The sequence below is a fragment of the Azoarcus taiwanensis genome (genome assembly GCF_012910885.1).
In the GTDB taxonomy this organism is placed as follows: Bacteria; Pseudomonadota; Gammaproteobacteria; order Burkholderiales; family Rhodocyclaceae; genus Azoarcus_F; species Azoarcus_F taiwanensis.
Map to the genome: position 1 here is coordinate 62714 of NZ_WTVM01000003.1, position 10808 is coordinate 73521.

Here is a 10808-nt window from a genome sequence, read left to right on the forward strand (position 1 = left end):
CGGGAACGCCCAGTCCATTTGCATCCATTATAGGGCGCTAACGACTTTATGATCAAGTCAGTCCGCCGACACTCAATCCAACGTGCTCACCAAGCTCGGCCCGGCGGACGAACCAGCCAACATGCCGCTGAAAATTCTGGTATGAAAAGCGAAAGACGCCGCCACGCCCTCAAGGTACAAACATGAAGATCGAATCCATCCGACTGAAGAACTTCAAGGCATTCCGGGAGGTACACCTCCAGGACATCCCGAGCTTCCTTGTTGTCGTGGGGGCGAACGGTTCGGGCAAATCGACCTTGTTCGACGTATTCGGGTTTCTCCACGACTGCCTCAAGGGCAACGTCCGCCAAGCGCTCGACAAGCGAGGCCGCTTTGGTGAGGTGCTGAGCCGGGGCTGCGACCCGAAGAAGGATGCGATCTTCATCGAGCTTCAGTACCGCATGGAGATCACCGGCACAGAGCGGCTGGTGACGTATTCGCTGGAAATCGGAGAGCGCAACGGCGCTCCGGTAATTCGCAAGGAATTGCTGCGCTACAAGCGGGGCCGCTACGGGAGCCCGTATCACTTCCTGAGTTTTGTCGAGGGCGAGGGTTACGCGATCACCAACGAAGAGGACTTCAACAAGACCGATGAGGAGCTCGAACGGGAGAACCAGCGGGTTTCACCGGATACGCTCGCAATAAAGGGCTTGGGGCAGTTTGAACGTTTCAAAGCCGCCAACGCTTTCCGCAGCCTGATCGAAAACTGGCACGTATCCGACTTTCACATCAGCGCCGCACGTGGGCGCAAGGATGCCAGCGGCGAAACCGAGCACCTGTCGGAAACCGGAGACAATCTACCCTTGGTCGCGCGTTACCTGCACGAACAGCACCCCGCCATCTTCAACCGTATCCTCGCGACGATGGCGAGCCGCGTTCCGGGTGTATCGTCGGTCGAGCCAAAGCTGATGGACGATGGCTACCTCACTCTGCGCTTTCAGGACGGCTCGTTCAAGACGCCCTTTCTCGATCGCTACGTGTCCGACGGCACGATTAAGATGTTTGCCTACCTCGTGCTGCTGCACGATCCACGGCCACACCCGTTGCTGTGCGTCGAAGAGCCGGAGAACCAGCTTTACCCGCAACTCATGTCCGAGCTTGCCGAGGAGTTCCGTAGCTATGCCAATCGGGGCGGACAGGTGTTCGTATCCACCCATTCACCGGATTTCCTCAATGCGCTGGAACTGGATGAGGTGTGCTGGCTCGTCAAGCGCCAGGGTTGCGCAGAAATTCATCGCGCTAGGGACAACGCGCAGATTGCCGCCTACGTCGCCGAAGGCGATCAGCTCGGCTATTTGTGGAAGCAGGGCTTCTTCGACGGAGTCGACCCGCAATGAGGGAGTTGGTGTTTCTCCTGGAAGAGCGATCGGCCCGAGTCATGCTGGAATCCCTTCTGCCCAGACTGCTGAGCGAGGGCACGCGCTACCGCTGCATTCACTTCGAGGGCAAGCAGGATCTCGAAAAGCAGCTCACGAGGCGTATACGTGGATACCAAAACGAACGCGCCCGCTTCATCGTCCTTCGCGACCAGGACAGCCACCCGGACTGCGCAGCGGTAAAGCAGGGCTTGCTAGATCTGTGTGAGAAATCCGGCAAACTCGCTCGATGCATGGTTCGCATTGCCTGCAGGGAGCTGGAGACTTTCTATCTGGCCGATCTCCAGGCCGTCGAGCAAGCGCTCGAGATTAACGGCTTGGCCCGACATCAGAACAACAGGAAGTTCCGGTCCCCGGACGCACTCGGAAGCCCCAGCCGGGAGTTGAGGACCTTGACGGGCAATCGCTACGAAAAGGTGTCGGGCTCCCGCGCGATCGGTAAGCACCTGCAACTCGACAATGTCCGCTCTGCAAGTTTCCGCAACCTCGTTGCGGCCATCCGCCGTTGCGAGGAAGAAATTCTGCGTGAGGCAGGGTAGGCCCTCGTTCCATTTTTTGACCAGCAAACACAGGAGCTCCGCTTCAAAACACAGGAGCTCGGGTCCCAAAACACAGGAGCTCACCGCGAAAACACAGGAGCTACGCCTTCGGTCGAACCACTCACGGCAGCCCTGTATCAGCACCCGACCCAGCGCATGATGGTCAGGCTTGTTATCTACCCCCGCAGATAATAAAAGCCGGCAATCCGTTTTCAGATTTAAAAACCTATATTTGTACCACTCATTGTTATCCGCCGCCGTCACACTGAAGCCAACCTCATGAACACTGCAGCCCTCATCCAGAAAGTCTGGAACTTCTGCCACACCCTCAAGGACGACGGGGTGGGTTACGGCGACTATCTTGAACAGCTCACCTACCTGCTGTTCCTGAAGATGGCCCACGAGTACGCGCAGGAGCCCTATCTGCGCGAGAGCCGCATCCCCAGCGGCTATGACTGGGCCGCGCTGCGCGGCAAGACCGGCGAGCCGCTGGAGGCGCACTACCTTGCCACGCTGCACAAGCTGGGCGAGCAGGGCGGGATGCTGGGGGCGATCTTCTTCAAGGCGCAGAACAAGATCCAGGATCCGGCCAAGCTCGCGCGCCTGGTGCAGATGATCGACGCCGAGAACTGGGTCGGTATGGATACCGACGCCAAGGGCGACCTCTACGAAGGCCTGCTGCAGAAAAACGCCGAGGACACCAAGAGCGGCGCCGGGCAGTATTTCACCCCGCGCGCGCTGATTCAGGCCATGGTGGCCTGCATGCGTCCCGAGCCGATGAAGTCCATCGCCGACCCGGCCTGCGGCACCGGTGGCTTTTTTCTCGCCGCCAACGAATGGCTGACCGGCACCGGCGAGTGGATCCGCAAACACGGCGATTGGCTGGGCCACGAGCCGCCACGCCTCACCCGCCCGCAAAAGGCCTTTCTGCGCGACGAGACCTTTCACGGCAACGAGATCGTGCCGGGCACCCGCCGCCTGTGCCTGATGAACCTCTTCCTGCACAACATCGGCGAGCTGGAAGGCGAACCCTCGGTCGAGCGCTCGGACGCGCTGATTGCCGAGCCAAAGCGGCACGTGGATTACGTGCTCGCCAATCCGCCCTTCGGCAAGAAGAGCAGCATGACCTTCACCAACGAGGATGGCGAGGAAGACCGTGATGCGCTGATCTACGAGCGGCAGGACTTCTGGACCACGACCTCGAACAAGCAGCTCAACTTTCTCCAGCACATCGTCAGCATGCTCAAGATGGACGGCCGCGCCGCGGTGGTGCTGCCCGACAACGTGTTGTTCGAAGGTGGCGCCGGCGAGAAGATCCGCCGCAAGCTGCTCGAAACCTGCGACGTACACACCATCCTGCGCCTGCCCACCGGCATCTTCTACGCCCAGGGGGTGAAGGCCAACGTGGTGTTCTTCGACGCCGCACCCAAGGACGGCCGGGTGCACACCCAGGGCGTTTGGTTCTACGACTTGCGCACCAACCAGCACTTCACGTTGAAGACCCGCCAGCTCAAGCTCGACGACCTGCGTGATTTCGTCGCCTGCTACAACCCGGCGAACCGCCGCCAACGCCAGGAAACCGAGCGCTTCCGCCACTTCACATACGACGAACTGATCGCCCGCGACAAGGCGAGCCTGGACGTGTTCTGGCTCAAGGACGACAGCCTCGACAACCTCGACGACCTGCCCCCGCCCGACGTGCTGCAGCAGGAGATCATCGAGCACCTCGAAGCTGCGCTGAGCGCATTCCGCGACGTGGCCGCAGCGCTTCCCAGGTTCGAGCAAAAGGATCACGCGTGAGAGATGCCCGCGTAATCCGCAAAGCAGGCAAACAAGCGCGACCATCTGTGCTTAAATCAGAACATCCTCGCACCCGATGAGGCATCAAATGCCCGACACGCAGCGCAGACGTTTCGCCCGCATCCAGTTTCACAGCCCGGCACGCTTTTCCGTTGCCGGTCACGAAAGCACTTGCGAACTGCTCGACTTGTGCTTGAAGGGCGCGCTGCTGACCGCGCCCGAGGGCATGGCGCCGGCCCTGGGCGAGGTTTGCCGTCTGAGCCTGCCGCTCGATGATGAGGGCGCCGAGGTGCATATGGACGGCGAGGTAGCGCATGTCGAGGACGGTCATGTCGGCATGGTGTGCCGCGAGATCGACCTCGACAGCCTGACGCATCTGCGCCGGCTGGTCGAGCTGAATCTCGGTGACGATGCGCTGTTGCACCGCGAGTTTGCAGCCTTGATCACTGTTTGAGGGCAGGCTACCGCTGGTTGACGCAAAAGGGCCCGGTCATGCCGGGCCCTTTTGCGTGGTGGCCTGCTCAGCCGTGCAAGGCGTTGAGCTGACGGGCGATGATGTCGTGATTGAGCCACAGCACCGGGCCGCTGGGCGCGGACGACTCGCCGATGATGAGGCGGCCGGTAGCTTCCAGCACCAGATTGCTGAGATGGTCGGTGATCAACGCCTTCTTGTCCTTGTGCAGCGCGACGATGTCTTCCGAGGTGCCGATGGTCAGCTCGGCCTGATCGGCGCTGTTGGGCATCGGCCAGGCTGCGAAGTCGCCGTAGCGTTGCATCACCTCGCTGCGCTGGAAGTCGGCGACCTTTTGCAGCACGCTTTCGAGCGTAACCCCCTCGGCGAGCAGATCGCGGCAGGTTTGCCATTGGGCTTCGGCCCAGGCTCCGCCGTTCTCGTGCTTGAGTGCCTCGAGCAGTGAGATCAGGGGCAGCTCGACGCCGGCGAACACGTCGGTGGAGTTGGTGCGGATCTCCGGGCAGTTATACACGGTGGCCTTGACGCCCTGGTCCCAGGCTTCGCGAGCGATGCGTTCGAGCCGCATCTTGGCGTAGCCCTGGGTGTAGTTGGTGTAGCTCTGCCACTGGTAATGGCCGTCCACCAGGATTTCGGTGCCATGGTAGCCGTAGGCGGAGTAGCGGACCTGCCCGCCTTCGGCCTCGACGCGTGCCCGGATCGCGGCGCTGCCTTCGATGAGATGGCCGAAGGTGTTGGCCGACACCTCGTCGAAATTCTGCAGGATGAGCTTGCCGAGATCGCTGTCGAGCAAGGTCTGCGAGGACATGAAGCGCTCGCCCCGGCCCTTGTAGATGCGGTTGGCGATGACCATGAAGACCTTGGCACGCGGAATGCCGCCGGCCATGGTGTGCGCGAAGAAGACGTTGCGCCCGCTACCGATCATGCCGTCGAGCTGCGCCATGACCTCGGCGACCGCGTCGCGGAAACGCCGGGTGCCGATTTCGCGGCACTTCTCGATGTGCGCCCAATCGAGGGTGTCGGTTTCCCAGCACTTGAGCGTCATCTTGTTGAGGAGCTCGGTCGGTGTGGGCTCGCCCGCCGGCGCGTCGAGGTCGAAGCCGGCCATCAGCGGAACGTTGATGATGCGTCCGCCCAGATTGGCTTCGGCTGTGGCGAGCTCCTCATCGGTCAGCGCACGCAGCGCGTTGTTCTCGTCCCGCCTGCCGACGGTGATGCCGACGATTTCCATACCCGCAGCGCGCGCCTGCTCGACCAGGCCGGTCGCGTAGCCGCGGCCGAAAAGCTCGCCGAACAGCACGAACACGTCGCCCGGGCGGAAGATCTGGGTTTGCGGCAAACGGGTCAGGGCAGTGAGTGTGGTCATGTCGATGGTCTTCCGGTTGCTGAATTCACAATGAACGTTGCCGCGATTCTACAGAGTTGGCGCGCGACGCCAACCTTGCATCCTCCATCGGCACCGGACGACATGTCGTGCTCAACATCCGACCCCTTCATCCGGGTGCGTTCATCGATTGAGAATCATCAAGGCTCCGGTGTGGTGCATGTGTATGCTCTTGCCCACGGATCCGAACTCGTTGGCCGAATCTCGGCCGAGTTCGCGCGTTCGTCGAGAATCGACATGGCCAAGAAATTCCCGCTCCGCCCGAAGCATCCCGAGCGCATTTGCTGGGGTTGCGACAAGTATTGCGCTGCCGACGCGCTGATGTGCGGCAACGGCTCTGGCCGCACCCTGCATCCGGCCGAGCTGATCGGCGAGGACTGGTATCTGCACGGCGACTGGGGGCTGGACCTTGACGAAGCAGATGATCCCTCCGCGCACAAAAGTCCCGCTAACCCCCCGGCCTGAACACGACGCCTGACTGTTCACGCCCGCAGCACATCCATCATGCATGCTCCCACAAACATAGCCGTCGGCCTCGATCCGACACCCGCTGGTCACCCAGCCTGGCGCATACCCGGCAACAAGGGTATCTGGGCCGGCATCGTGTGCGTGTTCGTCGAGTTTGCGGTGCTCTTCACGGTGTATTTCGTCGCGCGCGCACACTTCCCCGAGGCCTTCGAAGCCGGACACAGTCGGTTGTCGCTGGCGGCCGGCACCACGATCACGCTATTGCTGCTCACCAGCAGTCTGTTCATCGCGATGTCGGTCGTCGCGATCCGCAAGGGCGCACGACGCCACTCCATCGCCTGGCTGAGCGGCGGCCTGGTGCTCGCCCTGGGCTACCCGCTGGTCAAGTATCTCGAATTCCGCTGGAACCTGGATCACGGCATCAGGGGCGACTCCGGCATCTTCTTTACCGTTTACTATTACCTGACGCTGACCCATCTTGTGCACGGCTTCTGGGGCATTCTGGGCATTGTCTGGGTACTGGCACGCAACATCGTCGGTGCCTACGGTCCCGGCGAATACTCGGGACTCGAGGCGCTCGCCAGCTATTGGCACGTCACCGACATGATCTGGCTGATCATCTTCTCGTTGATTTATGTGCTCGTCTGAACAACTGGGAATAGACATGTCGCCCCTCCACCCCAACACCGCCTATTCGCCGCTCTTTCTCGCATGGACCGCCCTGGTCATGCTCACCTTGGCGAGCATCGCCGCGGGACGGACATTCAACGACGAAGCGTGGCTGCCCTTGGTGATTGCGGGCATGGTCTGGCTCAAGGCCAGCCTGGTTGCCCGTTATTTCATCGAGGCACACGACGCACCTCCCTTCATCCGCTGGGCGGTGCGCCTGTTCGTCGGATTCGTACCGTTCTGTCTGTTGCTGACCGCCTTCTGGGGCGACGACATCGCCCGCTGGACCAGCTTGTAAGCCGATGCGAAGGTCCGACCTGCTGCACACCTATTTAGCCGTCCCGTAAGTCCGGAAGCCTTCGAGTTGCAGAACTTCAACCGGTCCGATCATGAAGCCCAGCCATAGGGCGGTTCAGCCAATCTCGCCTGAGCAATGCGTGCAACTCCTGATCCACCCAGTGATCGTACAGCCACTCGGCCTCGCGCATCACCCCTTCCAGCCTGAACCCGAAATGCTGCGGGATGCGCTTGCTGCGGTGGTTGCCGGTCGCACAGAGGATTTCGAGGCGGTTCAGCTCCAGTTCATCGAAGGCGTAGTCGATCAAGGTGCCGCAGACCTGCGTCATCAACCCACGGCCCAGCCACTGTTCGCCAAGCCAGTAGCCCAAAGAGGCCTTCCGGTTGAGCCAGTCGATGTTCTGCAGCGATACCATGCCGCACATTTGCGCAGCATCGAAAACGCCGAGATGAAAGGCCTCGCGAGTCTCGTAGAGGCGCGCAAAGTGATCGATATGACGACGCGTGTCGTCAAGACTGACATGGTCGTCCAGCCAGTGAAGCCATTGCTTCAGCCGGGCTCGATTCGCTTCGACCAGCGCGAAGAAGGCGGGCGCTTCATCAGTTCTCGGCAGGCGGATTTCCATCATCACGCTCTCTGTCGGAATGGGGTCGGCCGAAAAGCGTGCCGCGCGGCAGCGCCTGAACACCCCCGCTGACTGCCGGCTCGGTGGAGCGGGGTTGGTTCTCCGAGTGCCAGCGATCCGGCTCTTCCCTCTCGCGCCCACTCCAGAAGAACATGACGACGGTTACCGTAAGCACGACGAACAAGGTGCTCCCGCCAACAGTGGCCACAACTGGATTGTCGCGAATGCGATCGAGCAGGCCGTCACCGCGATGGTAAAAGCGATGCAGGCAAGAATGGCAACGCCAAACCCGCGTTTTCTTGTGTTCCAGCCTCTCGGTTTCACTCTGCCAAGGCGTGGAGCGGCAGTTCGTGTCACCACATTTTGGACATCGGATCATGACGCTTCCCTATCGGGGATCAGTTGGTCCAGCGGACGGAGGCCGACGCACACGCGGGCCACGGCCATACGGTGCAAGGAATGTTAGCAGTGCGTGACAGCGCTGAACTTGACCCACCTCACTCGCGCTGTACAGAATCCGGTCGCGAGCTGGGTGAAGCTCATTACAGGGCGTCGAGTCGCGAAAGATACTCGCGTGCCTCGGCACGCGTGGCCTCGCGCTCGGACTCCGACATACGTCGCCAAGCCTTGTAGGGCATGGCCATGCGCGGATTGGCGCCGAACTCGGCTTCGTGCCGCAGCAGAAAGTCCCAGTAGAGCGAGTTGAAGGGGCAGGCGCCATCGCCATGACGCTTTCCTGCATCGTAACGACAGGACTTGCAGTAGTCCGACTGCCGACCGATGTAGCTTGCCGAGGCAGCGTAGGGCTTGCTCGCGACCAGTCCGCCGTCGGCGAACTGGCTCATACCGCGGGTGTTGGGCATTTCCACCCATTCAAAGGCGTCGATGTAGATGCCGAGATACCAGGCATCGATCTCGTCGGGGTCACAACCGGCGAGCAGGGCGAAGTTGCCGGTGACCATCAGGCGCTGGATATGGTGGGCGTAGGCGAGTTGCAGGGATTGGCCGATCGCATGGCGCAGACAGGCCATATCGGTCTCGCCGGTCCAGTACCAGCGCGGCAGCGGCCGATCGGCGGCGAGCGCATTCGAGCGGGCATAACCCGGCATCCGCGCCCAGTACACGCCGCGAACGAACTCCCGCCAGCCCAGGATCTGGCGCACGAAACCCTCGCAGGCCGCTATTTCCACCCGGCCGGTCTCGTACGCCGACACTGCCGCGTCGATGACTTCGAGCGGATGCAGCATCTTGGTGTTGAGTGCGAAGGACAGTGCAGAATGGAACAGCAGGGGTTGGCCCCGGCCCATCGCATCCTGGAAGCGGCCGAAATGCGGCAGCACCCGATTGACGAACGCGGCGAGCCCGACCCGGGCCTGGGCCCGCGATAGCGGCCAGGCCAACGCAGCGGCATTCGGCTCGCCCATCGTGCGCACGCCGGCTTCACGAATCTCGTCCCACAGTTCGCTGAGATCTGCCGGCTGCCATGGCCAGTCCGGTGCCAGTGGGTCGCCCGGCCAGCGGGCACGGTTGTCGGCATCGAAGTTCCAGCGCCCGCCCACCGGTTTGCCGCCGACCTCGAGAAGGACGCGGTGGTGGCGGCGCATCTCGCGGTAGAAATACTCCATGCGCGGCACACGCTCGGAAAAGAACGCCGCCAGCTCGTTGCGGACGCAGAGAAAATGCTCGGCGTCGACCACGCCGGTCGGCAGGCCGAGATCGAGCGCAGCGTCTTCGAGCACCCGATCGACCCGCCACTCGTCTGCTTCGATACGTTCGAATCGCGTGGCGTCATGTTTCTGACTCAGCCACTGCAGATTGGCTCGGAAATCCTGTCGGTTGGCCGGATCATTGATACGAAGGTAATGCACGCTGTGTCCGGCTGCCTGCAGCGCAGCGGCGAATGCCCGCATCGCAGCAAAGATTGCGAGCACTTTCTGCGCATGATGGATGACGTAGTCGGTTTCGCTACGGACCTCCATCATCACCACGATCACCTGCGGATCCGGGGTGCGAAACCACGAATGGGCGGCATTCAGCTGGTCGCCCAGCAACAGGCGCAATGTCGTCATTTTCCGGCCCGGCTCCGGTCGCGGCGACAGCGTTCCGAGCAATATCTCACCTCATCCCACACCCGCGCCCATTTCCGCCGCCAAGCGAAGGAACGCCCGCAACTGGCGCACAGCTTGTGGGGCAGATGTGACTTGGTGTGCGTCATTCTTGGCCCACGTCCAACAGGGCAAGAACCTGCCCACATGCGCGGGCCTCGGCCAACGGGCGGTATTCACGCACTCTGAGGTAATACTTGAACCACACCAGCTGTTTCGGCTCCACCGCTATTGCGAGCGCCCTGCAAACGGCTCCTCAGGCGGCGGCCATGCCACCGACCACGATGCACACACTCGCCACCGAGGTCAGTGTGAGCCGCAAGGGCAGATACCAGGCCGGCAGGTCGGCGCGGTGCGCAAGCACACGGTCCTGCAGGTAGTGCAGCCAGAAACCGGCGAGCAGAAGCAAGGCTGCGAACAGCACAGAAGCGCCCACCAGCAGCAGCGCGGCCCAGGCAATCAGCGCCGGCATCACGCTCCATGCGAATCGACCGGTCCGCTCGCCCTGCGACAGGCCGCCCGCAGTCATCGCAAAGCCCCAGTGCAGCGCACCAACGAAGCTCAGAATGATCGCCCCATAGGCCACAAGAGCATGGTTCCACAGCGTGGCACGCATCGGATCCACCAGCGCTGCGACCGCAAGTCCAATGAAAGGCAACAAACCGCTGAAGCCAAGCCAGCGTGCCGAGAAAGGCATGTGGGAATTGTTCAGGGCAAGCATCGCGATTGTCCTTTGGGGTAGGGATCGGGCGTTCTCAACCTAAATTATAGTTCTTTTTGTCCTAGACAACTGAGTAACTCAACACCTGGGCCAACCTATTGGCGCGGACGCCCGGATTGTTGCCACACGACGCCGACGACGATCATCGCCAGGCCGATCCAGGTCGCTGCCACGATGCGTTCGCCAAGAAAAACGTAGATGAAGATCAGCGACAGGAACGGCGACAGGAAGATCAGGTTGCCGACGCGCGATACGTTGGTGGCCGAGCGCATTGCCGCAAGCCACAGCATGAAGGTCACGCCCATCTCGAAC

Annotated in this window: 13 protein-coding genes; 7 read left to right on the forward strand and 6 right to left on the reverse strand. The window is 61.7% G+C overall.

All coding sequences use genetic code 11. The features are described 5' to 3' along the window. Nucleotides 1-182: 182 nt before the first annotated feature. The 4 genes from GPA21_RS01035 to GPA21_RS01050 all read left to right on the forward strand — a co-directional run bounded on the left by GPA21_RS01035 (nucleotide 183) and on the right by GPA21_RS01050 (nucleotide 4208). The gene (locus GPA21_RS01035; protein ID WP_168986351.1) at nucleotides 183-1376 is read left to right on the forward strand and encodes an AAA family ATPase; all 1194 of its coding nucleotides are present in this window, start codon (nucleotides 183-185) and stop codon (nucleotides 1374-1376) included. Continuing rightward, nucleotides 1373-1954 (forward strand): DUF4276 family protein, encoded by a 582-nt coding sequence (locus GPA21_RS01040; protein ID WP_168986352.1) that lies wholly within the window; start codon nucleotides 1373-1375, stop codon nucleotides 1952-1954. Before GPA21_RS01035 ends, GPA21_RS01040 begins: the two co-directional genes overlap by 4 nt. 279 nt (nucleotides 1955-2233) lie before the next feature. Beyond that, nucleotides 2234-3754 carry a class I SAM-dependent DNA methyltransferase gene (locus tag GPA21_RS01045; protein WP_168986353.1) on the forward strand — a complete coding sequence of 507 codons (1521 nt, stop codon included), beginning with the start codon at nucleotides 2234-2236 and terminating at the stop codon, nucleotides 3752-3754. 88 nt (nucleotides 3755-3842) lie between these two features. Continuing rightward, on the forward strand, nucleotides 3843-4208 hold the full coding sequence (locus GPA21_RS01050) for a PilZ domain-containing protein (RefSeq protein ID WP_168986354.1): 366 nt from the start codon (nucleotides 3843-3845) through the stop codon (nucleotides 4206-4208). A 67-nt stretch (nucleotides 4209-4275) separates the two neighbouring features. Here the strand turns inward: GPA21_RS01050 and GPA21_RS01055 are convergent, their stop codons facing one another. After that, nucleotides 4276-5592, reverse strand: coding sequence for an enoyl ACP reductase FabMG family protein (locus GPA21_RS01055; RefSeq protein ID WP_168986355.1), 1317 nt, complete (start codon nucleotides 5590-5592; stop codon nucleotides 4276-4278). Between the two features lie 255 nt (nucleotides 5593-5847). Here GPA21_RS01055 and GPA21_RS01060 point away from each other — a divergent pair, with 255 nt between their 5' ends. Genes GPA21_RS01060 through GPA21_RS01070 form a run of 3 tightly spaced genes read left to right on the forward strand, consistent with a single transcriptional unit; the run spans nucleotide 5848 to nucleotide 7045 of the window. Next, the gene (locus GPA21_RS01060; protein ID WP_168986356.1) at nucleotides 5848-6075 is read left to right on the forward strand and encodes a DUF3079 domain-containing protein; all 228 of its coding nucleotides are present in this window, start codon (nucleotides 5848-5850) and stop codon (nucleotides 6073-6075) included. A 39-nt stretch (nucleotides 6076-6114) separates the two neighbouring features. Continuing rightward, complete coding sequence (locus GPA21_RS01065; protein WP_246261663.1) at nucleotides 6115-6726, forward strand: cytochrome c oxidase subunit 3; 612 nt, start codon at nucleotides 6115-6117, stop codon at nucleotides 6724-6726. Between the two features lie 16 nt (nucleotides 6727-6742). Then, nucleotides 6743-7045 carry a cytochrome C oxidase subunit IV family protein gene (locus GPA21_RS01070; protein WP_168986357.1) on the forward strand — a complete coding sequence of 101 codons (303 nt, stop codon included), beginning with the start codon at nucleotides 6743-6745 and terminating at the stop codon, nucleotides 7043-7045. A gap of 76 nt (nucleotides 7046-7121) precedes the next feature. Here GPA21_RS01070 and GPA21_RS01075 read toward each other — a convergent pair whose 3' ends face one another. From GPA21_RS01075 to GPA21_RS01095, 5 genes are all read right to left on the reverse strand, one after another. Next, complete coding sequence (locus tag GPA21_RS01075) at nucleotides 7122-7673, reverse strand: GNAT family N-acetyltransferase (protein WP_168986358.1); 552 nt, start codon at nucleotides 7671-7673, stop codon at nucleotides 7122-7124. 539 nt (nucleotides 7674-8212) lie between these two features. Beyond that, complete coding sequence (locus GPA21_RS01080) at nucleotides 8213-9739, reverse strand: cryptochrome/photolyase family protein (protein ID WP_168986359.1); 1527 nt, start codon at nucleotides 9737-9739, stop codon at nucleotides 8213-8215. Continuing rightward, nucleotides 9736-9924 carry a DUF2256 domain-containing protein gene (locus GPA21_RS01085; protein ID WP_339379863.1) on the reverse strand — a complete coding sequence of 63 codons (189 nt, stop codon included), beginning with the start codon at nucleotides 9922-9924 and terminating at the stop codon, nucleotides 9736-9738. The genes GPA21_RS01080 and GPA21_RS01085 overlap by 4 nt, the downstream gene beginning before the upstream one ends. A 107-nt stretch (nucleotides 9925-10031) precedes the next feature. Further along, on the reverse strand, nucleotides 10032-10496 hold the full coding sequence (locus GPA21_RS01090) for a DUF3429 domain-containing protein (protein ID WP_168986361.1): 465 nt from the start codon (nucleotides 10494-10496) through the stop codon (nucleotides 10032-10034). 95 nt (nucleotides 10497-10591) lie between these two features. After that, nucleotides 10592-10808: EamA family transporter (locus GPA21_RS01095; RefSeq protein ID WP_168986362.1), on the reverse strand; the 217-nt coding region annotated here is incomplete at its 5' end.

Excerpts from the sequence above, each read along its gene's own strand:
- GPA21_RS01035 (WP_168986351.1), top strand. The coding sequence starts at position 183 with ATGAAGATCGAATCCATCCGACTGAAGAACTTCAAGGCATTCCGGGAG.
- GPA21_RS01040 (WP_168986352.1), top strand. The coding sequence starts at position 1,373 with ATGAGGGAGTTGGTGTTTCTCCTGGAAGAGCGATCGGCCCGAGTCATG.
- GPA21_RS01045 (WP_168986353.1), top strand. The coding sequence starts at position 2,234 with ATGAACACTGCAGCCCTCATCCAGAAAGTCTGGAACTTCTGCCACACC.
- GPA21_RS01050 (WP_168986354.1), top strand. The coding sequence starts at position 3,843 with ATGCCCGACACGCAGCGCAGACGTTTCGCCCGCATCCAGTTTCACAGC.
- GPA21_RS01055 (WP_168986355.1), bottom strand. The coding sequence starts at position 5,592 with ATGACCACACTCACTGCCCTGACCCGTTTGCCGCAAACCCAGATCTTC.
- GPA21_RS01060 (WP_168986356.1), top strand. The coding sequence starts at position 5,848 with ATGGCCAAGAAATTCCCGCTCCGCCCGAAGCATCCCGAGCGCATTTGC.
- GPA21_RS01065 (WP_246261663.1), top strand. The coding sequence starts at position 6,115 with ATGCATGCTCCCACAAACATAGCCGTCGGCCTCGATCCGACACCCGCT.
- GPA21_RS01070 (WP_168986357.1), top strand. The coding sequence starts at position 6,743 with ATGTCGCCCCTCCACCCCAACACCGCCTATTCGCCGCTCTTTCTCGCA.
- GPA21_RS01075 (WP_168986358.1), bottom strand. The coding sequence starts at position 7,673 with ATGATGGAAATCCGCCTGCCGAGAACTGATGAAGCGCCCGCCTTCTTC.
- GPA21_RS01080 (WP_168986359.1), bottom strand. The coding sequence starts at position 9,739 with ATGACGACATTGCGCCTGTTGCTGGGCGACCAGCTGAATGCCGCCCAT.
- GPA21_RS01085 (WP_339379863.1), bottom strand. The coding sequence starts at position 9,924 with ATGTGGGCAGGTTCTTGCCCTGTTGGACGTGGGCCAAGAATGACGCAC.
- GPA21_RS01090 (WP_168986361.1), bottom strand. The coding sequence starts at position 10,496 with ATGCTTGCCCTGAACAATTCCCACATGCCTTTCTCGGCACGCTGGCTT.